The organism is Streptomyces sp. NPDC104381 (genome assembly GCF_055583745.1).
Genome location: NZ_JBVJNK010000001.1, coordinates 599,529 through 621,390, shown reverse-complemented (window position 1 = coordinate 621,390; position 21,862 = coordinate 599,529). Strand labels below are relative to the sequence as shown.

General features: G+C 72.7%; 20 protein-coding genes. 8 read left to right on the top strand and 12 right to left on the bottom strand.

The genetic code is table 11. The features are described from left to right. Window positions 1-191 precede the first annotated feature (191 nt). A complete protein-coding gene (locus ACZ607_RS02790) occupies window positions 192-1,121 on the bottom strand; it encodes an oxidoreductase (RefSeq protein ID WP_469731027.1) in 930 nt (309 codons plus the stop codon). Between the two features lie 82 nt (window positions 1,122-1,203). Here ACZ607_RS02790 and ACZ607_RS02785 point away from each other — a divergent pair, with 82 nt between their 5' ends. Further along, window positions 1,204-1,815 carry a TetR family transcriptional regulator gene (locus ACZ607_RS02785; protein WP_469731025.1) on the top strand — a complete coding sequence of 204 codons (612 nt, stop codon included), beginning with the start codon at window positions 1,204-1,206 and terminating at the stop codon, window positions 1,813-1,815. Here the strand turns inward: ACZ607_RS02785 and ACZ607_RS02780 are convergent. From ACZ607_RS02780 to ACZ607_RS02765, 4 genes are all read right to left on the bottom strand, one after another. Next, a complete protein-coding gene (locus ACZ607_RS02780) occupies window positions 1,781-2,974 on the bottom strand; it encodes a Cmx/CmrA family chloramphenicol efflux MFS transporter (protein WP_469731023.1) in 1,194 nt (397 codons plus the stop codon). The two genes, ACZ607_RS02785 and ACZ607_RS02780, sit on opposite strands and share 35 nt — an antisense overlap. Window positions 2,975-3,317: 343 nt before the next feature. Next, a complete protein-coding gene (locus ACZ607_RS02775; RefSeq protein WP_469731020.1) occupies window positions 3,318-4,340 on the bottom strand; it encodes an endonuclease/exonuclease/phosphatase family protein in 1,023 nt (340 codons plus the stop codon). Between the two features lie 167 nt (window positions 4,341-4,507). Further along, window positions 4,508-5,212, bottom strand: a complete 705-nt coding sequence (locus ACZ607_RS02770) for a TetR/AcrR family transcriptional regulator (RefSeq protein ID WP_469731018.1) — start codon at window positions 5,210-5,212, stop codon at window positions 4,508-4,510. Window positions 5,213-5,337: 125 nt separating this feature from the next. Next, complete coding sequence (locus tag ACZ607_RS02765; RefSeq protein ID WP_469731017.1) at window positions 5,338-6,960, bottom strand: MFS transporter; 1,623 nt, start codon at window positions 6,958-6,960, stop codon at window positions 5,338-5,340. Between the two features lie 184 nt (window positions 6,961-7,144). Between ACZ607_RS02765 and panB the strand changes: the two genes are divergently transcribed. From panB to ACZ607_RS02750, 3 genes are all read left to right on the top strand, one after another. Beyond that, the gene (gene panB / locus ACZ607_RS02760; RefSeq protein ID WP_469731015.1) at window positions 7,145-8,029 is read left to right on the top strand and encodes a 3-methyl-2-oxobutanoate hydroxymethyltransferase; all 885 of its coding nucleotides are present in this window, start codon (window positions 7,145-7,147) and stop codon (window positions 8,027-8,029) included. A gap of 120 nt (window positions 8,030-8,149) precedes the next feature. After that, window positions 8,150-9,169, top strand: a complete 1,020-nt coding sequence (locus ACZ607_RS02755; RefSeq protein ID WP_469731013.1) for an ATP-binding cassette domain-containing protein — start codon at window positions 8,150-8,152, stop codon at window positions 9,167-9,169. Further along, window positions 9,166-10,023: an ABC transporter permease gene (locus tag ACZ607_RS02750; RefSeq protein ID WP_469731011.1), complete on the top strand. Its 858-nt coding sequence runs from the start codon at window positions 9,166-9,168 to the stop codon at window positions 10,021-10,023. Before ACZ607_RS02755 ends, ACZ607_RS02750 begins: the two co-directional genes overlap by 4 nt. Window positions 10,024-10,092: 69 nt before the next feature. On the opposite strand, the gene ACZ607_RS02745 is transcribed toward ACZ607_RS02750, so the two are convergent. Further along, complete coding sequence (locus ACZ607_RS02745; RefSeq protein ID WP_469731009.1) at window positions 10,093-13,392, bottom strand: BTAD domain-containing putative transcriptional regulator; 3,300 nt, start codon at window positions 13,390-13,392, stop codon at window positions 10,093-10,095. A gap of 125 nt (window positions 13,393-13,517) precedes the next feature. Between ACZ607_RS02745 and ACZ607_RS02740 the strand changes: the two genes are divergently transcribed. Continuing rightward, window positions 13,518-14,330, top strand: a complete 813-nt coding sequence (locus ACZ607_RS02740; protein WP_469731008.1) for a site-2 protease family protein — start codon at window positions 13,518-13,520, stop codon at window positions 14,328-14,330. Here ACZ607_RS02740 and ACZ607_RS02735 read toward each other — a convergent pair. Continuing rightward, a complete protein-coding gene (locus ACZ607_RS02735; RefSeq protein WP_469731007.1) occupies window positions 14,327-14,503 on the bottom strand; it encodes a hypothetical protein in 177 nt (58 codons plus the stop codon). The genes ACZ607_RS02740 and ACZ607_RS02735 overlap by 4 nt on opposite strands. Window positions 14,504-14,595: 92 nt before the next feature. Continuing rightward, window positions 14,596-15,306: an NADPH-dependent F420 reductase gene (npdG, locus tag ACZ607_RS02730; RefSeq protein WP_124276790.1), complete on the bottom strand. Its 711-nt coding sequence runs from the start codon at window positions 15,304-15,306 to the stop codon at window positions 14,596-14,598. A 107-nt stretch (window positions 15,307-15,413) separates the two neighbouring features. Between npdG and ACZ607_RS02725 the strand changes: the two genes are divergently transcribed. Then, window positions 15,414-16,016, top strand: coding sequence for a hypothetical protein (locus ACZ607_RS02725; RefSeq protein ID WP_469731004.1), 603 nt, complete (start codon window positions 15,414-15,416; stop codon window positions 16,014-16,016). A gap of 50 nt (window positions 16,017-16,066) precedes the next feature. Here ACZ607_RS02725 and ACZ607_RS02720 read toward each other — a convergent pair whose 3' ends face one another. Continuing rightward, entirely contained in the window at window positions 16,067-16,303 is a 237-nt protein-coding gene (locus tag ACZ607_RS02720; RefSeq protein WP_469731003.1) for a hypothetical protein, read from the bottom strand. Between the two features lie 58 nt (window positions 16,304-16,361). Here ACZ607_RS02720 and map point away from each other — a divergent pair, with 58 nt between their 5' ends. Further along, window positions 16,362-17,219: a type I methionyl aminopeptidase gene (gene map, locus ACZ607_RS02715; RefSeq protein WP_469731002.1), complete on the top strand. Its 858-nt coding sequence runs from the start codon at window positions 16,362-16,364 to the stop codon at window positions 17,217-17,219. Window positions 17,220-17,376: 157 nt separating this feature from the next. After that, window positions 17,377-18,042 (top strand): biliverdin-producing heme oxygenase, encoded by a 666-nt coding sequence (locus ACZ607_RS02710; RefSeq protein ID WP_469731001.1) that lies wholly within the window; start codon window positions 17,377-17,379, stop codon window positions 18,040-18,042. Here ACZ607_RS02710 and ACZ607_RS02705 read toward each other — a convergent pair whose 3' ends face one another. From ACZ607_RS02705 to ACZ607_RS02695, 3 genes are all read right to left on the bottom strand, one after another. After that, on the bottom strand, window positions 18,043-18,714 hold the full coding sequence (locus tag ACZ607_RS02705; protein ID WP_469731000.1) for a PhzF family phenazine biosynthesis protein: 672 nt from the start codon (window positions 18,712-18,714) through the stop codon (window positions 18,043-18,045). A 96-nt stretch (window positions 18,715-18,810) separates the two neighbouring features. Next, window positions 18,811-20,352 (bottom strand): HtaA domain-containing protein, encoded by a 1,542-nt coding sequence (locus ACZ607_RS02700; RefSeq protein ID WP_469730999.1) that lies wholly within the window; start codon window positions 20,350-20,352, stop codon window positions 18,811-18,813. Between the two features lie 40 nt (window positions 20,353-20,392). Then, window positions 20,393-21,799, bottom strand: coding sequence for an HtaA domain-containing protein (locus tag ACZ607_RS02695; protein WP_469730997.1), 1,407 nt, complete (start codon window positions 21,797-21,799; stop codon window positions 20,393-20,395). Window positions 21,800-21,862 lie beyond the last annotated feature (63 nt).

Sequence of the window (21,862 nt, the reverse complement as noted above, 5' to 3'; positions counted from 1 at the left end):
GGGCCGTGGAGGGCCGGGTGGCGGCGGTGCGTGCGGGAGCGTCGGCGTCTTTGCCGGGACGGGTTATGTATCCCGTCGGAACAAAGTCTCTCAGACGTTTTATGCCCGGACGTGAACATGCCGTTGCGTCGGGGTGTGATGTGGACGTCACTCGGCCGGTCCGCCGCCGCCCTGCCCTGCTCCTGCCCCGCCTAGAGCGCGTACCGGACCTCCGTCAGGCGCTCGGACAGCTCCCACAGACGTACGCCCGTCGCCGGATCGGCCGAGGCCGGTGACGGGCTGACGCGCACCGGGGTTCCCCGCAGCTCGGCGGGGCCGTCCGGGCCGATGAACTCGCCGCCCCGCACCCCCGGGGCCGTCGCCGCGAACAGCTGCGGCAGCGCGCCACGCTCCGGCGGCTGGGCGAACAGGGGGTTGCCGATGCGGCCGAGCAGCAGACGCCACAGACCCACCGGGGTGCCCTTCTGCAGTCCGGTGGCGGTGTACCCGGGGTGGGCGAGCACGCTGCGGACCGGGCTTCCGGCACTCTCCAGACGCCGGTGGAGCTCCTGGCCGAAGACGGCGTTGGCGAACTTGGACTGGTTGTAGAAGGCCATCGGCGCATAGCCGCGCGCGCCGTCCACGTCGTCGAAGCGCATGCGGCCCTGGCGGTGGTTCACCGAGCTCACCGTGACCACACGCGGGTCACGGCCGGCCGTCAGCGGATCGAGCAGCAGTCCGGTCAGAGCGAAGTGGCCGAGGTGGTTGCAGGCGAACTGCAGCTCATGGCCCTGCGCGCTCAGCGTCCGGGGCGGTGCCATCACCCCGGCGTTGTTGACGAGTACGTCGATCCGCGCGTGCTCCGCCCGCAGCCGCCGGGCGAAGTCGCGCACCGACTCCAGGTCCGCCAGGTCGAGGCGGCGCACCTCCAGGGAGGCCTTCGGCCGTTCCGACCTGAGCCGGTCGGCCACACCCCGCCCCTTCTCCTCGTCGCGTACGGCGAGGACCACATGGCCGCCCCGGCGGACGAGCACCTCCGCGGTCGCCAGGCCGAGGCCGCTGGTCGCGCCGGTGACGACGGCCACCCGGCCGGTCTGGTCCGGGATGTCCCCGGCGGTCCACTTCTGCTGATGCCGTGTCATGCGGCACATGCTGCCCACAATGGCACTTGGTGTCAACGACGAAACTCCGTGCCATCCACGGCATGCTGTGTACGATGTCGGGGTGAACACCCGTCCCGCGGCCGGCCTGGCCGAGCGCAAGCGCCAGCTCGTCTCCGACGAACTCACCGAGTCCGCCCTGCAACTGATGGCCCGTAAGGGATTCGACGCCGTCACCGTCGACGAGATCGTGGCCACGGCGGGTGTCTCCAAGCGGACGTTCTTCCGGTACTTCGCGTCCAAGGAGGACGTGGTCGTACAGTTCCTGACCGCCATGGGCGCCGGCATCCACGGGGCGCTGGCGGCCCGCCCCGCCGGTGAACTCCCGTCCGTGGCCCTGCGGCACGCGGTCCAGGTCCCCCTGGCCGAGTGCGCCGGCCACTCCGAGCGCACCCTGCGCGTGGTGCGGCTGATCCTGGGTACGCCCGCCCTGCTCGCGCGCTTCCTGGAGCGCCAGGAGCAGTGGCGCGAGGATCTGGCGGCGGAGCTGGCACGGCGCGAGGGCTCCGGCGCGGAGGCCGGGCTGCACGCCCGGCTGGCCGCGGGCACGGCGCTGGTCGCCTTCAACACGGTGCTGCGGAGCTGGTGCGACGGGGACGGCGCGGAGGACCCGGCCGGTCTCACCGACCGGGCCTTCGCCGTCATCGCTCCGGCGTTGGACGCCTCCGGGCGCTGAGGGACCTCCGTACGGCGTCCGAGGACACGTACAGCACGGCCGTGCCCGCGAGCGCCAGACACATCAGCAGGGCGCTGACCTGGGCCGGGGAGCGGAAGCCGAGACCGGCGCCGAGGGCCAGCCCGCCCAGCCAAGGGCCCGCCGCCGCGCCCACGTTGAAGGCGGCCGTGGCGAAGGATCCCGCCAGGGTGGGGGCGTCCGGGGCCATCCGGAAGACCCGGGTGATCAGCGCCGTGCCCGTACCGAAGGCCAGCGCCCCCTGGAGCAGGACGAGGGCGAGGGTCGGCACCGGGTGGCCGGCGGTCAGCGCCAGGGCGGCCCAGCCGGCGGCCAGGGCGGTCATGCCGAGCCCGATGACCGCGTCCGGGCGGGCGTCGGCCAGCCGGCCGGCCAGGGTGACCCCCGCGAACGAGCCCACGCCGAACAGGGCCAGCACCACGGGCACCCAGCCCGCGCCGAAGCCGGTGACCCGGGTGACCAGCGGTTCCAGGTAGGAGAACGTACAGAAGGTGGCGCCCTGCACGAGCGCCATCACCAGCAGGGTGAGCAGCAGCCGGGGCCGGGCCAGGGCGCGCAGTTCGCTCCTGGCGCTCGCCTGCGGCGCACCGTCGGACCGGCCGCCCGGCACGGCCACCAGCAACGCGATCGCGGCAGGTACGGAGACGAGGGCCACGGCCCAGAACGCGGCGCGCCAGCCCCAGAGTTCGCCGAGCAGAGCCCCGGCGGGCACGCCCACCACACACGCGACGGTGACCCCGCCGACGACCACGGCGGTGGCCCGCGCCCGCCGGTGCGGGCCGGCCAGGGCCAGGGCGGTGACCAGCGCCACCGCCCAGAAGCCGGCGTTGGCCAGGGCCCCCACGACCCGGGTGGCGAGCAGCACCCCGTAGCTGGAGGTCAGGGCGCCGACGACATGGACGGCGACGAAGACGCCGAGGAAGAACAGCAGCGCCCGGCGCCGGGGCCAGGTGCGGGCGGCGAGGGCGGTGAGCGGCGCGCCGACGACCATCCCGACCGCGAAGGCCGAGGTCAGGAGCCCGGCGGCGCCGAGGGAGACGTGCAGGTCACCGGCGATGCCCGAGAGCAGGCCGGACAGCATGAATTCGGATGTGCCCTGGGCGAAGACCGCCAGCCCGAGCACGTGTACGGCGAATGGCATGAGAAGGGGACCCCTTGTGCGGAACCGTCGGAGGAACGAGCGGTGTGCAGGGGATGCGGGCCGTGCCCGTCGTCGCGCCCGGGAGCGCGAGGACGGCGACACGGTGGAATGTCCGGTGTCCGTACGGGACATGAGCACGGGACATGAGAGGGACGGGAAGTCGGCCCGCACCGCCGCGGAGGATCCGCGGTGGGCGACGGCGCGACGGAGCAAGCCGGGCGACCCGCCGGGGTCGCAGGCCTACGGCGTCACGGACGGGGCCACCGGCGGACCGGCGGCCGGAGTCTGTCGGACTCGGGGCTGGACATGGATGGGAGCGTACCGCCTCGCGGGGCGGGGGCGCTCACAGCTGGACGCGGGCCGCGATCGGCAGGTGGTCGCTGTCGGTGGCGGGCAGGGTCCAGGAGGCGAGGGGTTCGACGCCCCGCACCATGATCTGGTCGATCCGGGCCATCGGGAACGCCGCCGGCCAGCTGAAGCCGAAGCCGTCGCCCGCCGCACCCTGGGTGGAGCGCATCTGGGCCGTCACCGCGTGCAGCGAGCGGTCGTTCATCGTGCCGTTCAGGTCGCCGAGGAGGACCACCCGCTTCAGCGGTTCGTCGGCGATCGCCTCGCCCAGCGCGTCGGCGCTGTCGTCCCGCTGGTTGGCGGTGAAGCCCGCGTTGAGCTTGACCCGCACGGAGGGGAGGTGGGCGACGTACACCTTGATCCTGCCCTCGGGCGTGGTGACCGTGGCCCGCATGGCGCGGGTCCAGCCCAGCTTGATGTCGACGGGGCTGGAGTCGGTCACCGGGTACTTGCTCCACAGGCCGACGGTGCCCTGGACGGAGTGGTGCGGGTAGCGGTCGGCGAGCGCGTCCTCGTACGCCGCGACCTTGCCGGTCGGCAGCTCCTGCAGGGCCACGATGTCGGCGCCGGAGCCGGCGACCTGTTCGGCGGTGCCGGCGGGGTCGGGGTTGCCGGCGTTGACGTTGTGCGTGGCGACGGTGAGGTCGCCGCCGCTGCCCGACTTGTCGGCGAAGAGCAGGCCGCCGAAGAGGTTGAGCCAGACCGCGACCGGCAGGACGAGGGCGATCACCGCGGTCGCGGAGCGCCGGACCAGCCCGAGGATCAGCAGCACCGGCAGGAGCACGCCGAGCCAGGGCAGGAACGTCTCGACCAGGCTGCCCAGGTTGCCGATGGTGTTCGGGATGTCCGAGTGGAAGACCATCACGACGGTCAGCAGCACCGAGCAGAGCGCCAGGAGGATGCCGCGCCGCCAGATGCCCCGGTCGGTGGCCAGTCTGTGACGCAGGGCCCGGAAGCGGGAGCCCGTCCGCGGACCCGCGTCGGCGTCCTCGGTGTCCGCCCTGTACGCCTGCACCATTGCGCTCGTCCTCACTGCCTTGCCGTACACATCACCGCGCCTCACGACCCTAGGCGATGGGTGACGCCGTTCCTGCCGTCGACGACGGCCGTACTGCCATCAGGACGACGGAAGCCGCGCGGAGGGTTCCGGCCGCGGGGCCCGTTGTGAGGCTCGTGACAGAACGCTCACACCGGGGCGGCCGACGGTTCCACGGCTGTGACCTGCGTGTTCGTCGGGGCCGGTGCGAGGCCCTGGAGGAGGGTCCGGATGATGCGGTCCGCCAGGTCCTCCGGCAGCGGCGCTTCGGGACGGTGGACGGTACGGACCAGCATCGGCCCCAGGAACAGATCGTCCATGAGCTCCACGTCCAGGTCGTCCCGGAGCTCGCCGGCGTCCACCGCCCGCCGCACGGCGGCCAGCATGGCGGCGCGCCGGGGGCCGAGGACCGTGCTCTGGTACTCGGTCCAGAGCCTGGGGTGCTTCTTCATCTGCACGAACACGTTGTGCAGGAGGGCGGAGGAGCGCTGGGCCAGACTCCGGGTCCGCATGGACTCCAGCATGATGCGCAGATCGTCCAGGCCGGCGGTGCCGGAGACGGTGGGGTCCTCGGGCTCGATGTCGCGCAGTACGTCGAGGAAGAGGTCCTCCTTGCCACTCCAACGGCGGTAGATGGTGGCCTTGCCGACTCCGGCGGTGCGGGCGACGCGCTCGATGGACAGGCCGTCCAGGGTCTCCCCCGACTCCAGCAGCTCCAGGACCGCGTCCAGGATCGCCCGCTCCACGGCCGCGCTGCGAGGACGGCCGCGGCGGGGCTCCTCACCCTGGCAGGGCGGCCCGCCGACCGGGTCCCGCCCGGGGTCCTGCGCCGGGTTCTGTGCCGCCTGCCGCACCTGGGCCGCCTCTCGCTGCGCCGTCCGCCGTCACTGTCCGTACGTCCCGGTTCCCGGTTCGCCGTACGTCCGATTCTCGCCGACCGGCCGGGCGAGGGCGACACTCCCCCGGCCGGAGCAGCGGATCAGGACCGGTGTGCCGGCTCCGGGGCGGGCTCACGGGCCCCGTCGGGCTCCGGCCGGCCGGGGCCGCCCGGTGCGGGAGTCCTGCCCGGCAGGAACGCCGCCACCACCGCCGCGCCGACCAGGGCGACCGCCGCCGAGCCGAGCGCGGTGACGTGCATCGCCCCGATGAAGGCGTCGTTCGCCGCGGCGATCAGCGGCTTGCCGGCCGGGCCCAGCTTCGAGGCGACGCCGAGGGTCGCCTCGATGGACTCGCCCGCCACCTCACGCGCCGGGGCCGGTACGCCGTCGAGGTGGCCCTCGATGTCGCCCCGGTAGACCGTGGAGAGCACCGAGCCGAGCACGGCGATGCCGAGCGCCCCGCCGACCTGGCGGAACGTGTTGTTGATGGCGGAACCCGAGCCCGCCCGCTCCCGGGGCAGGGCCTGCATCACGGCGACGGTGACCGGCGGCATGATGTGCGCCATGCCGGTGCCCTGGACGAAGAAGACCAGGCACAGCACCCAGAGCGGGGTCTCCGCGTCGAACAGCGCGAACGCCGCGAGGCCGGCGGCGACGAGCAGCATGCCGACGGTGCAGACCGCCTTGGCCCCGAACCGGTCGACGACCAGCCGGGCGCGCGGCGCGAAGATCATCTGCGCGGCGGCGAGCGGCAGGATCAGCAGCCCGGACTCCAGCGCGGTGTAGCCGCGCACGCTCTGCAGGTAGAACGCGGAGAAGAAGGTGACGCCCATCAGCGCGAAGAAGACCAGCGCGATGGCGGCGACCGCGGCGGAGAAGGCGGGCTTGCGGAAGTAGGAGATGTCGATCGACGGGTGGGTGCTGCGCTTCTCGTGCCAGACGAAGCCGGCGAGGACCAGCAGGCCGCCGATCAGCGGTGCGAGGACGGTGAGGTCGGTGAAGGAGGCGAGCTCACCGCCGCGGATGATGCCGTAGACCAGCAGGACCAGGCCGACGATCGACAGGACGACGCCGAGCGGGTCGACCCGGCCGGGGGCGGGGTCCTTGGAGTCCGGCACGAGTACGGCCATGGCGATCAGCGCGACGACCACCACGGGCACGTTGACCAGGAAGATCGAGCCCCACCAGAAGTGCTCCAGGAGCAGGCCGCCGGTGATCGGCCCGATCGCGATGCCGAGGCCGACGCTGCCGGCCCAGATGCCGATGGCCTTGGGCTGCTCGTCGCGCTCGAAGACGTTCATCAGGACGGCGAGGGTGGCGGGCATCACGAACGCCGCGCCGAGGCCCATCAGCGCGCGCCAGGTGATGAGTTCGCCGGGCGAGGAGGAGAGCGCGGCCAGGGCCGAGCCGATGCCGAAGACGAGGATGCCGGCCAGCAGGACCTTCTTGCGGCCGATGCGGTCGCCCAGGAGCCCGGCGGTGAAGAGGAGGCCCGCGAAGACGAGCGTGTAGGAGTTGATCGCCCATTCCAGCTCGCTCTGGGTGGCGCCGATGCCGGTGGGCTCGGGGCTGGCGATCGTCTTCACCGCGACGTTCAGGATCGAGTTGTCCAGAACGACGATGAGCAGGCTGAACATGAGGACGCCGAGGATGGCCCAGCGGCGGCGGTGGACCGCCTCCGGGACACGGGGCGCGACGGCGGGGACGCCGGACGGTATGGACATGCGTCCGACCCTAGCCGACTTCCAATACGAGACCGTCTCGTATTGGAAAGACTTTACCCGCTCGGTGCGCACCGTTCACCGGGCGCGGTGGGCCCACTTCCCGGGAACGGCCGCGGGATGCCACCATGGAAGGGATCCGGGGACGCCGTCAGGGCGCCTCGAGATGACGAAGGAGCCGTTGGCCATGTCGCTTCAGGCTGCGCAGAACCAGTCCGCCACACCCGCGGGCCCCACCCCCGGCGCCGGTAAGGCCCTGTACGGGGGGAAGAGCACCCGCCGCATCACCGTCCACGACATCACCGCCGCCAGTGAGCGCGGCGAGAAGTGGCCGATGCTCACCGCCTACGACGCGATGACCGCGTCCGTCTTCGACGAGGCCGGCATCCCGGTCATGCTCGTCGGCGACTCCATGGGCAACTGTCACCTCGGTTACGAGACGACCGTGCCCGTCACCATGGACGAGATGGCCGTCCTGTCGGCCGCCGTCGTACGGGGCACGCAGCGCGCCCTCATCGTGGCGGACCTGCCCTTCGGGGCGTACCAGGAGGGCCCGGTCCAGGCCCTGCGCAACGCCACCCGGCTGATCAAGGAGGCCGGGGTCGGAGCGATCAAGCTGGAGGGCGGCGAGCGCTCCCACGAGCAGATCAGGCTCCTGGTCGAGGCCGGGATCCCGGTCATGGGCCACATCGGCCTGACCCCGCAGTCCGTCAACGCGATGGGCTACCGCGTGCAGGGCCGGGGCGAGGAGGCCGCGCAGCAGCTGCTGCGCGACGCGAAGGCGGTGCAGGACGCGGGCGCGTTCGCCGTCGTCCTGGAGCTCGTACCGGCCGAGCTGGCCGCCGAGGTCACCCGCATCCTGCACATCCCGACTGTCGGCATCGGCGCCGGGCCCGACACGGACGCGCAGGTGCTGGTCTACACCGACATGGTCGGTCTGACCGGCGGCAAGGTACCGCGCTTCACCAAGCAGTACGCGAATCTGCGTCAGGTGATGACCGACGCCGCCAAGGAGTTCGCCGAAGAGGTCGTCGGCGGCTCGTTCCCGGCGGCGGAGCACACCTTCCACTGACGCCTCACGACCACTGCCGCACCACCGACAGCCCGCCGACTTCCCCCATCGGCGGGCTGTCGCCTGCCGTGGGCCGGCTGTCAGCGACATGTCGGTGACTTGTCGGTGGCGGCTGGTCTGATGGTGTCCATGACGCAAATCGACAAGAACCTCAGGGACGGCAGGAACGCCGTCGAGGTGCGGGGGCTGGTCAAGCACTACGGCGAGACCAAGGCGCTGGACGGTGTGGACCTCGACGTACGCGAAGGCACCGTCCTCGGCGTGCTCGGCCCCAACGGCGCCGGGAAGACCACCCTCGTACGCTGTCTGTCCACCCTGATCCTGCCCGACGCCGGGCACGCGGTCGTGGCGGGCTACGACGTGGTGAAGCAGCCCCGGCAGCTGCGCCGCACCATCGGTCTCACCGGGCAGTACGCCTCGGTCGACGAGAAGCTCTCCGGCTGGGAGAACCTCTACATGATCGGGCGGCTGCTCGACCTGTCCCGCAAGAAGGCGCGGTCCCGCGCCGACGAGCTGCTGGAGCGCTTCTCGCTCACCGACGCGGCGAAGAAGGCCGCGATGGACTACTCCGGCGGCATGCGGCGCCGGCTGGACCTGGCGGCGTCCATGATCGGCAGCCCGGCCGTGCTCTACCTGGACGAGCCGACGACGGGGCTCGACCCCCGTACCCGCAACGAGGTCTGGGACGAGGTGCAGCGCATGGTCGCGGAGGGGGCGACCGTGCTGCTCACCACCCAGTACATGGAAGAGGCCGAGCAGCTCGCCAGCGAGCTCACCGTGATCGACAAGGGCAGGATCATCGCCCGGGGCGGTGTCGACGAGCTCAAGGCGAAGGTCGGCGGCCGCACCCTCCAGATCCGGCCCTCGGACCCGGCCGAGCTGGCCGCGATGGCGCAGGCGCTGCGGGAGGCCGGTCTCGACGGGGTCGCGGGCGCCCAGGCGGTCCCGGACGAGGGACTGCTGTACGTACCGATCCTCAGCGACGAGCAGCTGACCGCTGTCATCGGACTGCTGGGCACCCGGGGCTTCTCGCTGGCGCACGTCGCCACCGCGCTGCCCAGCCTGGACGAGGTGTTCCTCGCCATCACGGGCGACAAGGCCACCGTCACCGACACGATTCCCCAGGAGGTCGCGGCATGAGCACGACGACTCTGACGCCCACCCCCGCCGACCCGGCCACGTCCGCCCGGACCAGGGACCTCCACGACGAGGGCGGGATCGGGCTCCGGAACAACCTGCGGCACATCGGGGCGCTGGTGCGGCGCAATCTGCTCCAGATCAAGAAGGATCCGGAGTCGATGTTCGACGCCCTCCTGATGCCGGTCATCTTCGTGCTGCTGTTCGTCTACGTCTTCGGCGGCTCGGTCGGCAGCAGTCTGGGCGGCGACCGGCAGGACTACCTGAACTATCTGATCCCCGGTCTGATGGCGATGATGGGCATGAACATCGCGATGGCCGTCGGCAGCGGTGTCAACGACGACTTCCGCAAGGGGGTCATGGACCGGTTCCGGACGATGCCGATCGCGCGTTCCTCGGTGCTCATCGCCAAGATCGTGGTCGAGCTCGGCCGGATGATGGTCGCCACGCTGATCCTGCTGGGCATGGGCTTCGCGCTCGGCCTGCAGCTGCACGGGTCGGTGCTGGGGCTGGTGGGGGCGATCGCCCTGGCCGCCGCGTTCGGCGCCGCCATCATGTGGATCTTCATCCTGCTCGGACTGACCATGAAGACGGCCCAGGCGGTCCAGGGGATGGGCATGATCGTGATGATGCCGCTCCAGTTCGGCTCCTCCATCTTCGCCCCGACGCAGACGATGCCCGGCTGGCTCCAGACGTTCACCGACTACAACCCGCTGTCCAACCTGGCCGATTCGGCCCGCGGCCTGATGATGGGCGGCCCGCTCGGCCACTCGGTCTGGCTGACGCTCGGCTGGACCGTGGTCATCACCGCGGTGATGGCGCCGCTCGCGGTGTCCAAGTTCCGCAAGAAGTCCTGACGCGGCACCGGTCGGCCGGCGCACGCCTCCGCCGGCCGGTGCACGTCTCCGCCGGCCGGCGTACGCCGGCTAGTCGGTGTACGCCTCCACCAGGGCGGTGGCCTCCTCCTGGGAGAGGCCGCCGCCCTCGGTGTGCGCGGCCTCGAAGGCGGCGTCCCCGAGAACACCGCGGGCCAGCCCCTCGGCCGCGGCGAGGTTGTTCCGCTCCAGCGACGTCAGTACGTGCCCGTCCGGCAGCAGCACCGCTCCGGCGCCCAGCAGCCGCGCCGCGAGCGTGGCCCGCCGCTCCCCGCCGAGTCCCGCCAATGCCCGTGCCACGGTGACCAGGTGGAGCACGTGCATCTGCGGGGCCACCATCTGCGACAACCGGTCGTCGGACAGCGCCAGCGCCTCCCGGATCCGGTCCAGGGCCTCGGCGTACAGCCCTTCCTCGTTGTCCAGCCAGGCCACGCCGCCCAGCACGAACGCCTCGAAGAACCCCATGGACGCGGACCTGAAGTGCTGGTGCAGCACGGACAGTTGCTCACGGGCCTCCACGGTGCGGCCGGACAGGCCCAGCCACATGGCCAGGAAGAACCGGGCGAACGCCGTCGCCTCGTGTCCCGCGTGCCGTCCCTCGACCAGCACCTCCCGGAGGATCATCTCGCCCTCCGCGCCCCGGCCGAGCTCGGTCAGCGCGGCCGCGTAACGCGTACGGAGCACCAGCACCTGGGCCCGGGCGCCGAGCTTCTCCGCGTAGCCGATCGCCGCCAGGTAGTCCTCGGCGGCCCGGGCGCAGTCGCCCGTCTTCTCGTGGGCCTCGCCCCGTGAGGAGAGCGCCTCCGCCGCACCCCAGTCGTCGCCGAGGCGGCCGAAGATCTCCAGGCTCTCGTCGGCGTCCGCGAGGGCGGCGGCAGCCCAGTCGGGCCGGTTGGCCAGCACGTTGGCGCGCATCTGGAGCGTGGTGGCCAGCTCCCAGTCCTCCCCGAGCTCCCGTGCGGCGCGGACCGTCTCGTCCAGCAGCTCTCGCGGGTCGGACACCTCGCCGGTCAGCATCACGGCGAAGAACCAGAGCATCCCCATGCTGCGGCAGGTCTGCGGCTGCCCGGCCCGGTAGGTGGCGGCGACGACCCGCAGCCGCTCCAGGCCCGCCTTGTCGGCCCAGACGTCCATCGCGTGGTCCAGGCTCGCCATCGCGAGCAGGGCGACCTGGCGCCGTGCCTCCTGGAGCAGTTCGGGGCCCATCGGCGGCGGCGCGTCGGTGCAGCGCTCGACGAGCGGGGGCGCGGGGCGGGCGGGCGCGGCGAAGGGGTCGGGGCCGAGCGTGGAGGCGGCCTCGGCCCACTGGAGGGCGTCGCTGCGCAGGTCCCGCATCTGCCAGTACCAGCCGAGCGAGAGCACCATGCAGAGCGTCTCCTGCTCGTCGCGGGCGGCGACGGCGTGCCGGAGGGCGGTGCGCACGTTCTCGTACTCGCGCTGGAAGAGTTCGAGGGCGGCGAGCTGTCCGGGGCCCCGGAGCGCGGGGTCGGTGGTGCGGGCCAGCTCCCGGTAGAAGACGAGGTGCTGCCGCTGGACGGCGTCCCGCTCCCCCGCCTCGCCGAGCCGTTCGGCGGCGTACTCGCCGACGGTCTCCAGAAGGCGGTAGCGCATCCGGCCGTCCGCGGCGGGGGCGGCGACGACGAGGGACTTGTCGACGAGCGAGCCGAGCACCCCTGCCACGTCCTGCGCGTCCTGCGGCCGGGCCGCGCAGACCGCCTCGGCGGCGTCGAGGGTGCAGCCGCCGGAGAAGACCGACAGCCGGCGCAGGACGGTGCGTTCGTCCTCGTCCAGGAGGTCCCAGGACCAGTCGACGACCGCGCGCAGGGTCTGCTGGCGCGGCAGTACGGTGCGGCTGCCGCTGGTCAGCAGCCGGAACCGGTCGTCGAGGCGGTCGGCGATCTGACGCGGGGTGAGCATGCGCAGCCGGGCGGCGGCCAGTTCGATGGCGAGCGGGAGCCCGTCGAGGCGGTGGCAGATCTCGGCGCAGGCCGCCGCCGTCTCCTCGTCCGCGTCGGCCCGGAAGCCGGACAGCGCGGCGGCCCCCCGGTCGGCGAACAGGCGCAGCGCGACCGGGTCGGGCAGCGGGTCGACGGGCCGTACGAACTCGCCCGGTACGCCGAGGGGTTCACGGCTGGTCGCGAGGACGGTGAGTCCGGGGCAGCGGGCCAGCAGATGGTCGGCGAGGGCCGCGGCGGCCTCGATGAGGTGCTCGCAGTTGTCCAGGAGGAGCAGGATGCGGCGTCCGGAACAGCGTTCGGTGAGCCGGGCGAGGGGTTCTCCCGCGCTCCGCTCCGCCGCGCGCAGTTCCTCGGCGCCCGCGCCGCGCAGCACGGTCTCGCGGCCGCCGAGCGCGGTGAGGACGGCCTCCGGCACCGCCTCCGGGTCGTCGACCGGTGCGAGCTCGGCCAGCCATACGCCGTCCGGCCAGGCGTCCCGGTCGACGGACTCGGCCACCTCCTGGGAGAGCCGGGTCTTGCCCGCGCCGCCGGGGCCCAGGAGGGTGACCAGCCGGGCCCGGGTCAGGTCCTCGCGCAGGTCCGCGATGTCCGCCTCGCGTCCCACGAAGCTCGTGAGCCTGGCCCGCAGATTGCCCGTCGGCGCGGCGTGGGGGACGGGTGCGGGGGCGGGCGCGTCCTGGTGCAGCAGTTCCCCGTGCAGGGCGCGCAGTGCGGGGCCGGGGTCGGTGCCGAGCCGGTCGGCGAGCAGGGTGCGGACCTCGTCGTACGCCGCGAGGGCCTGCGCGGTCCGCCCGGTGTCCCGCAGCGCCCTGATGCGGAGGGCCTGGAGGGGCTCGTCCAGGGGGTGGTCGGCGCAGAGCCCGGCGAGCTCGGGCAGGGTCTCGCCGGCCCGGCCCCCGGCGAGGGCCGCCGCGATCCTGGTCCGCCGGGCGTCCAGCCGTCTGGCCTCCCAGCGGGCGGCCGCCACGGCGCGGTCCGGCAGGTCGGCCAGAGCGGGTCCGCGCCACAGGGCGAGCGCGTCGTCCAGGACCGTGGCGGCCTTCACGGCGTCGCCCTCCTCCAGCGCACGGGCCCCCTCCCCCGCGAGCCGGTCGAAGCGGTGCAGGTCCACGGCGTCCGGGCCGGCGGCGAGGCGGTACCCGTCCGCGGCCGACTCGACGGCGTCCCGGCCCAGCGCGCGCCTGAGCCGGCCCACGAGGGCCTGCAGGGCGCCGGGGGCGTCGGCGGGCGGGTCGCCGTCCCAGACCTCGTCGACGAGCACCCCGGCCGGGACCGCGCGGCCGGGCTGCAGGGCGAGCACGGTGAGCAGGGCGCGCAGCCGCGGCCCGCCGAGGGCGACGGCCGTGCCGTCGGCGCGGAGGGCGCGGGTGGTACCGAGGATGCCGTAGTGCACGCGCCCATTGTCCGTGACGGCTCCGCCCCGTGGGGAACTGCCACCCGCCCATGAGACGTTCTGGCCGTGTCACCCGTACTCTCGGGGGCTCCAGCCGCTGTCCAGCCCCCTCAGGAGTGCCCGCGATGACCACCGCGTTCCGCCGACCCAGCGACCGGCGGGTCAGCCCGATCTTCCTCGGGATCGTCGCCGTCATGGCCGTCTCGGGCTGGGCGGTGTGGACGGATTTCGCGGAGCAGACCGGCTTCGCGGTCTTCCTCTTCGTCACCGCGGCCTGGATCGTCTCGCTCTGCCTCCACGAGTACGCGCACGCGCGCACCGCGCTGCACAGCGGTGACATCTCGATCGGGGCGAAGGGCTATCTGACCCTCAACCCGCTCAAGTACACCCACGCCCTGCTGAGCATCGTGCTGCCCGTGCTGTTCGTGATCATGGGCGGGATCGGTCTGCCGGGCGGGGCGGTCTACGTCGAGCGGGGCCGCATCCGCGGGCGCTGGAAGCACAGCCTGATCTCGGCGGCCGGGCCCCTGACGAACGTGCTGTTCGCGGTCGTCTGCACGGCGCCGTTCTGGCTGGGCGCCCTGGACGGTGTCCCGCTGACGTTCCGGCTCGCGCTGGCGTTCCTGGCGCTGCTCCAGGTGACGGCGGCGATCCTGAACTCCCTGCCGGTCCCCGGCCTCGACGGGTACGGCGTGATCGAACCGTGGCTCTCGTACAAGATCCGCCGTCAGGTCGAGCCGTTCGCCCCGTTCGGGCTGATCGCCGTCTTCGCGCTGCTGTGGATCCCCGAGGTCAACGGGTTCTTCTTCGACGCCGTGGACGCGCTGCTGCGGGGGCTGGGCGTCAGCGAGGTCGAGACGTACTGCGGGCTCGACACCTACCGCTTCTGGCAGGAGTGGTTCGGCGACCAGGACCCGGGCTGCGCGCTGATCCGCTAGGCGGCGGACTCCGCCTTGTGCCGGCGCAGGTAGAACCACGCCATGTTGGAGGAGAGGCCGGCCAGCAGCACCCAGACGACGCCCAGCAGGACGCCGCCCTGGACGAAGGAGACCACGGCCGCGGCGACGGCGAGGACGCAGACGATGATGGCGTAGAGAGCGAGGCGGGGCATGAGGGCTGGTGCTCCTGTCCGGGGATGGTGCGTGTTCCCGTCCAGTGTCCCTCATGCCCGTTCCGGCTCCGGGCAGGGCCCGCCGGCAGCCCTTACACGTCGGTGGCGCGCAGCCCCGCGTGTGCCTTGTAGCGGCGGTTGACGGAGATCAGGTTCGCCACCAGGGACTCCACCTGGTGCGCGTTGCGCAGCCGGCCGGCGAAGACGCCGCGCATCCCGGGGATGCGGCCGGCGAGCGCCTGCACGGTGTCGGTGTCGGCGCGCGCCTCGCCCAGCACGAGCACGTCGGTGTCGATCTGCTCGATCGCCTCGTCCTGGAGGAGCACCGCCGACAGGTGGTGGAAGGCGGCGGTGACCCGTGAGTCGGGCAGCAGGGCGGCGGCCTGCTCGGCGGCGCTGCCCTCCTCGGGCTTCAGGGCGTAGGCGCCCTTCTTGTCGAAGCCGAGCGGGTTGACGCAGTCCACGACGAGCTTCCCGGCGAGCTCCTCGCGCAGGGACTCCAGCGTCTTGGCGTGGCCGTCCCACGGCACGGCGACGATCACGATGTCGCTGCGGCGCGCGCACTCCGCGTTGTCCGCGCCCTCGACGCCGTGGCCCAGCTCGGCGGCGGCGGCCTCGGCGCGGTCGGCGGCGCGGGAGCCGATGACGACCTTCTGTCCGGCACGGGCGAAACGGTAGGCGAGGCCGCGGCCCTGGGGGCCGGTACCGCCGAGCACGCCCACGGTCAGTCCGGACACATCGGGGAGGTCCCAGGGGTCCTTGGCGGGGGGCTTGGGGGCGCTTCCACTGTCATTCGTAGTCATGGCGCCGACCCTACTGCCAGGTAGCGAGGGCGGACCCGCTTCCCGTTCGGGTGGATCGGAGGCGTTCGGGGTGCCGGCGGGGCGGGGCGGCGGCATGATGCCGGGCCATGGATGCCGTACGTGTCGCGTTGCTGCGTGAGGTGCTCGCCGGGACGGAGTGGCCGGAGGCGGCCCGGGGGTTCGCCCGGAGCCTGCGGTCCTCAGTGGTCCCGCGGGGCGGCGGGCTGCTGCTGGTGGGGACCGAGGTGTACGAGCCGTGGCACATGGCCGCGCACCTGGTGGACGAGTCCACGTGGTCGGGGCTGCCGCAGCTGCGCCCCACGCTCGTACGCCACCGGGTGGAGCCGGACGACCCGGTGCACCTGGCCGTCGGTCTGGGCAGGATCGAGGCGGCCGGACGGGGCGAGACGGTGCTCATGGTGGCGCCCCAGCAGGCGGACGGCGGGCTGCTGGAGCGCGTGCACGACGCGCGGCGGGCCGGGGCGACGGTGCTCGCGCTGGACGGCGGGGACCCGGAGGTGCGGGGCCTCGCCCATGAGGCGCTCACGGTCCGTGACGGCGACGAGGTCGACCTGGACACGGTCCAGCACCTGGTCAGCGCGGCGGCGGGAGAGAACGGCGCCCCGTCCTCCCGGGGCCGGCGCACCTTCCGTGACCGCCTCTCCCGCCTGGCCGACCAGCTGACGGCGCCGCCCCCGGCCCGCTGGTGACGGCGCTGCCGCCGCCACCGGCCGGGCGGGCGAAACCTTCAGGACACGCTCTAGTCCGGCGTCTCTTCCGTGGGCCCGTCCGTGCGGTCGTGCCACTTCGGGTCGTTCTCCCACTCCAGGTTCCGCTCACGCGCCGTGTCCATGGCGCGCTGGGCCTCCTCCGGTGTGGCGTACGGGCCGAAGCGGTCCTTGCCGGGGCACTCCGGCCCCTCCTCGACCTTCTTGTGTTCCAGGCAGTAGTACCATTCGCCCGGTTTGCCCACCGTGCGCTTCTTGAACAGGGCCATTGCAGGATCCTTTCCTCGTTGCCATGGTGCCCCGAGCACGCTGGTTAGACTCGCTGACATGTCTGGCCAGTCGCTTCTCGTACCAGGGGAGATCACTCCCGTCCGTTCCGTGCCCGGAAGGATCCGGCGCCCCGAGTACGTGGGGAAGCCCGCCCCCACGCCGTACACCGGGCCCGAGGTCCAGGACTCCGACACCGTGGAGCGCATGCGGGTCGCGGGCCGCATCGCGGCGCAGGCGATGGAGGAGGCCGCCAAGCACATCGCGCCGGGGGTCACCACCGACGAACTCGACCGGGTCGCCCATGAGTTCATGGTGGACCACGGGGCGTACCCGTCGACCCTCGGTTACCGGGGCTTCCCGAAGTCGCTCTGCACCTCGCTCAACGAGGTCATCTGCCACGGGATCCCCGACTCGACCGTGCTGCGGGACGGCGACATCGTGAACCTCGACGTCACGGCGTACATCGACGGCGTGCACGGCGACAACAACGCCACCTACCTCTGCGGCGAGGTCGACGAGGAGTCGCGGCTGCTCGTGGAGCGCACCCGGGAGTCGCTGAACCGGGCCATCAAGGCGGTGCGGCCCGGCCGGCAGATCAATGTGATCGGGCGCGTCATCGAGTCGTACGCGAAGCGGTTCGGCTACGGGGTGGTGCGGGACTTCACCGGGCACGGGATCAACTCCTCGTTCCACTCCGGCCTGATCATCCCGCACTACGACAGCCCGCACGCGACGACCGTGATGCAGCCCGGGATGACGTTCACCATCGAGCCGATGCTCACGCTCGGGACCCATGACTACGACATGTGGGACGACGGCTGGACCGTGGTGACGAAGGACCGGAAGCGGACCGCGCAGTTCGAGCACACACTGGTGGTCACGGAGACCGGGGCGGAGATCCTCACGCTTCCGTAGCGCGCCGATTTTGCCGACAGCCAGTCGGGAACCTGTTGACTTAGGTAAACCTAAGTAGGAGGATCAGCATATCGGCGCGCGGCGGTGTGTACAGCTGCTGCCGGTATGTACGTTTCCGTCCGGACTTCCCGTCCCTCTCGGTCCCCGGAGGCCCGCCTTGGACTCGACCGCCACCACCACGCCGTTCTCGACCCTCATCCGCACCGCCTCGCACGAGCAGCACACGGAGGCGGAGTCCTCGTCCTTCATGAGCGACATGCTCGGCGGACGGCTCGGGGTGGACGCGTACACGCGCTACACCGAGCAGCTGTGGTTCGTCTACCGGGCGCTGGAGGACGGTGCGGAGGCGCTGCGCCGGGACCCGGTCGCCGGGCCCTTCGTCCGGCCGGAGCTGATGCGCACCGCCGAGCTGGAGCGCGACCTGCGTCATCTGCGGGGCGAGGGGTGGCGCGAGGGGCTGGAGCCGCTGGCCGCCACCGCGGCGTACGCCGAGCGGGTCGCCGAGTGCGCCCGTGAGTGGCCCGCCGGTTATGTGGCGCACCACTACACCCGTTACCTCGGCGACCTCTCGGGCGGCCAGATCATCCGCGGTACGGCGGAGAAGACCTGGGGCTTCGAGCGCAAGGGCGACGGGGTGCGGTTCTACGTGTTCGAGCAGATCTCCAACCCGGCCGCGTTCAAGCGGGAGTACCGGGAGCTGCTGGACGCGGTGGACGCGGACGACCTGGAGAAGCAGCGCATCGTCGACGAGTGCAAGCGCGCCTTCGCGCTGAACACCGCCGTCTTCCGCGAGCTGGGCGAGGTCTTCCCGCTCAGCGCCTGATCAGGAGGCGACGACCAGAAGGACGCGGCCCCCGACCTCCATCGTGCCGTCCGGCGCGGGTGCGGTGAGGATCTGGGAGCCGCGTCCTTGTGTGATGTTCAGGGCCCGGCCGAGCTCGGCGCTCAGCAGCATCGCGGCGGCCCCGGTCGCCTCGTCCTCGTCGATGAGGTCGCCACGGCGGGGGAAGGCGCGGGCCCGTACGCGGCCGGCGGCCTCGTCCTCCCAGGCCCAGACGTAGAGCCAGCCCTCGCCGGGCGGCGGCTCCGTCAGTGCCTCGACCTCCGCGACCGAGGCGTACCGCTCCAGGGTCCTCGGCGGCGCCCATTCCGGGCGGGCCGTGATCCAGGTGAACTCGCCGTCCTGGCGGGCCGTCACGTCCCCGACGGGCATTTCGAGGACCTCCAGGTCGAGCAGCCAGGCCGTGCCGACGAGCGGGTGTCCCGCGAAGGGCAGCCGCAGCCCGGGCGTGCGGATGTCGACGGTACCGCGCTCCGGGTCGTCCACGAACACCGTCTCGCTGAAGCCGAGCTTCCGGGCGAGCGCCTGGCGCGACTCGTCGCCGGGATACCTGCGCCCGTCGCGTACGACGCCCAGCGCGTTGCCGTGGCGGCCGTCCGGGCCGCAGAACACGCGTAGTACGTCGATGCCTTCGGGTACGTCGAAGTCGTTCACACGGGCATTCAAGCACCGCGCGGGGGCCTTTCGCGCCACAGGGCCGCCCCGGCACACTCCGTGCCGGGGCGGCCCTGTCGCCGTGGGGGGACGGGATCAGACGGTACGGCGACGGCGTGCCGCGAACACCGCTCCGGCACCCGCGGCCACGACGACACCGGAGGCGGCGACGAGCGCGCCGGTCGGGACGTCGGAGCCGGTGGAGGCGAGGGAGGCGGAGCCTCCGACGGTGCCGCCGCCCACGGTGCCGCTGCCGCCGGTCGTGGAGCCGCCCGTGGTCCCGGTGCCGCCGGTGGTGCCCGACCCGCCGTCGGCGCCCGGGAGTTCGGCGTCCTCGTCGAGGGCGACGGAGACGGTCACGGCGTCGAGCTGGGTGCCCTTGGCGTACATGCCGCCGAACGCCTTGGTGCCGTCGGCGGTCAGGGTGGCCGGGACGGCGGACAGGGTCACCACGCCGTTCTTCGCGGCGAGTCCACCGCTGGGCAGCTTCAGGTCGGCGAGGGCGAGATCGGTGTAGGTGGTGACCTTCTTGGTCTCCCGGTCCTTGCTGGAGACGTCGGCGACCAGCGTGCCGGCGCCGTCCTTCACCTGGACCTCCAGGCCGGTGAGGGAGAGGTCGAGGGTGTAGGCGTCGCCCTCCTTGTGGCCCAGGAAGCGGACCTTGCCGTCGAACTCGGCGTCCAGGGTCTGCTCGTCGGCGTCGAAGCTGCCCGTGGCGTCGGGGAAGCGGTAGCCCGCGCCGGAGGCGGTGGCACCGCCCGACGTCTCGACCTTGCCGTTCGCGATGGGGCCCGTGACGTAGGAGCGGAAGGACTCCTTGACGCCCCAGTCCAGGGCGCCGTCGACGAGCGCGCCCTGCTCGGCCGCCGGGGTGGTGGCCGACGTGGTGGGGGCCGGGGTGGTGGGCTTCTCCGTAGGCGTGGCCGTCGGCTTCCCGGTGGGCTGCTCCGTCGGCTTCCCGGTCGGCTCGTCGGTGGGCTTCTCGGTGGGCTTCCCCGTCGGTTCCTCGGTCGGAGGCGTGACGGCCTTGACCGACAGGGTGGCAGGGTCGAGGACCTCGCCCTCCGCGTACATGCCGTTGAAGGCGGCGGATCCGGCCTTCGTCAGCTTCGAGGGGATGTCCTTGAAGACCATCGCACCGCCCTCGCCCTGGCCGGGACGGATCCCCGACAGGTCGAGCTCGGCGAACGCGACGTCGTCCTGGGTGCCCTCGGGGGTCTTCAGGTCGACGGTGACGGCGCCGGAGGTGCCGGCCGTGGAGACCTTCACGTCGGAGATGGTGATGTCGAGGACACCGCCGTGGGCGTTGAAGTTGACGCTGCCGTCGAAGGCGGTGTCGGTGCCGTGGGTGGTCGTGTCGTACGTGCCCTTGCCGTTGCCGAAGGTGAAGACCCCGTTGCCGGCCGCCTGGGTGGCGCCGTCCTTCACGGTGATCGTGCCGGCCCCGCCGATGTATCTGCGGAACGACTCCTTGAAGCCCCAGTCGAGGGTGCCGTCGGTCAGCTCCATGGTGGCCGCGGGCGCGGCGGCCGGGGCCGTGGTGTCGGCCGCGAGGGCCGGGAGGGCGAACGTCGCGCCGAGGGCGGCCGCGGTGGCGACGGCTGCGGCGAGGGCTATGGGGCGGCGGGTGGCTGCCATGACAGTGACTCCTGGTGGACGTAAGTGATGAGAGGGGGTGTCAGGTGGTGCGTGCCGTACGGCGGCGACGTGCCGCGTACAGCACGCCGGCGGCGGCCGCGACGAGCACGGCACCGCCCCCGACGGCGAGGGAGGTCGGGAAGCCGGACTCCGCCGCGGCCGGCTGGGCGGCGGGGGTTCCGGAGGACTGTGCGGCGGGCGTCGCGGAGGCTTCGGCCCCGCTGCCCAGGTCGGGCAGTGCGGGCAGCTCCGCCTTCGCGTCGACGGTGACGGCGAGGGAGACCGGGTCCATGGCGGTGCCGGCCTTGTAGAGGGAGCCGAAGGCCTTCGCGCCCTCGGCGGTCAGGGTCGCGGGGGCCTCGGTGAGCACGGCGAGGCCGGCCTCGGGGGCGAGGTCCGCGGCGGCGAAGGTGACGAGGGGCACGGCCTTGTCGGTGGTGGTGCCGCTGGTGACGTCGGCCAGGAGCGTGCCCGTGCCGGAGGCCGTCCGCACGGCGAACCCGGCGAGTCGCAGGTCCAGGCCGTCCGCCCCGGTGAAGTGGACGCTGCCCGCGAACGTGGCGTCCAGCTTCCGCTTCCCGGCGTCGTACGTGCCCTTGCCCTCGGGGAAGCGGAAGACCGCCCCGCCGTCCTGGGCTCCGCCGGCCAGCGTCCACCTGCCCCGGCCGATCGAGCCGGTGACGTACTCGCGGAAGGTGCGGCGCACGCCCCAGTCGACGGCGGCGTCCTCGAAGCGGCCCGCGGTCTCCTTCTTCTTCGTCGCGGAGGGCTTCGGGGAGGACCCCCCGGACCCCGGTGACGTCGACGGCTTCGCGGCGGCCGGCCCCTTCGTGTCGACGGAGAGGCTGACCGCGTCGAGCGGCGTCCCGGCGGTGTAGTAGCCGGCGAAGGCGCCCGCGCCCTGCGAAGTGAGCGTCGCCGGGACGTTGTTGAGGGCGATGGGCGTGGAGCCGCCCCTCATGTCGATCCCGGAGAGGCCGAGGGTGGCAAGCGGCACCTGGGACGAGGTGGTGACCCGGCCGCTCCCCCGCTCCTTGCTGACCATGTCGGCGTAGAGGGTTCCGCGGCCTCCGGAGATACGGACCGTGGGGCGGCTGATGGTGAGGTCCAGCTCATGGCCGCCGTCGGCCTTCCTGTGGCCGACGAAGTGGACCCCGCCGGAGAACCCGGCCCGGAAGGAGCCGCTCCCCGGGTCGTAGGAGCCGGTGGCGGAGTGGAAACGGAACTGGCTTCCGCCGACCGTCGCGGCCCCGCCGGTCAGACTCCAACTGCCCTGGGCGATGGGCCCGGTGACGTAGCTCTGGAAGGAGGACTTGATGCCCCAGTCCAGCCGGCCGCCCTGCACCGTGCGTTCGGCCGCCTGCGCGGCGGTGGCCGGGAGCAGCGCTCCGAGCAGCACCGCGAGAAGCGCGACGGCGGACGCACGGACGGATCTGGACGGCGGCATGGAGCCCTCCCGGAAGGAGAAGATGAGGTGAGGCTAACCTAAACTAAGTGAGGTGAGGCTAAC

Bases quoted from the DNA above. Each gene is read 5' to 3' on its own strand.
- ACZ607_RS02790 (WP_469731027.1), bottom strand. From the start codon at position 1,121: ATGACACGGCATCAGCAGAAGTGGACCGCCGGGGACATCCCGGACCAG.
- ACZ607_RS02780 (WP_469731023.1), bottom strand. From the start codon at position 2,974: ATGCCATTCGCCGTACACGTGCTCGGGCTGGCGGTCTTCGCCCAGGGC.
- ACZ607_RS02775 (WP_469731020.1), bottom strand. From the start codon at position 4,340: ATGGTGCAGGCGTACAGGGCGGACACCGAGGACGCCGACGCGGGTCCG.
- ACZ607_RS02765 (WP_469731017.1), bottom strand. From the start codon at position 6,960: ATGTCCATACCGTCCGGCGTCCCCGCCGTCGCGCCCCGTGTCCCGGAG.
- panB (WP_469731015.1), top strand. From the start codon at position 7,145: ATGTCGCTTCAGGCTGCGCAGAACCAGTCCGCCACACCCGCGGGCCCC.
- ACZ607_RS02755 (WP_469731013.1), top strand. From the start codon at position 8,150: ATGGTGTCCATGACGCAAATCGACAAGAACCTCAGGGACGGCAGGAAC.
- ACZ607_RS02750 (WP_469731011.1), top strand. From the start codon at position 9,166: ATGAGCACGACGACTCTGACGCCCACCCCCGCCGACCCGGCCACGTCC.
- ACZ607_RS02740 (WP_469731008.1), top strand. From the start codon at position 13,518: ATGACCACCGCGTTCCGCCGACCCAGCGACCGGCGGGTCAGCCCGATC.
- ACZ607_RS02735 (WP_469731007.1), bottom strand. From the start codon at position 14,503: ATGCCCCGCCTCGCTCTCTACGCCATCATCGTCTGCGTCCTCGCCGTC.
- npdG (WP_124276790.1), bottom strand. From the start codon at position 15,306: ATGACTACGAATGACAGTGGAAGCGCCCCCAAGCCCCCCGCCAAGGAC.
- ACZ607_RS02725 (WP_469731004.1), top strand. From the start codon at position 15,414: ATGGATGCCGTACGTGTCGCGTTGCTGCGTGAGGTGCTCGCCGGGACG.
- ACZ607_RS02720 (WP_469731003.1), bottom strand. From the start codon at position 16,303: ATGGCCCTGTTCAAGAAGCGCACGGTGGGCAAACCGGGCGAATGGTAC.
- map (WP_469731002.1), top strand. From the start codon at position 16,362: ATGTCTGGCCAGTCGCTTCTCGTACCAGGGGAGATCACTCCCGTCCGT.
- ACZ607_RS02700 (WP_469730999.1), bottom strand. From the start codon at position 20,352: ATGGCAGCCACCCGCCGCCCCATAGCCCTCGCCGCAGCCGTCGCCACC.
- ACZ607_RS02695 (WP_469730997.1), bottom strand. From the start codon at position 21,799: ATGCCGCCGTCCAGATCCGTCCGTGCGTCCGCCGTCGCGCTTCTCGCG.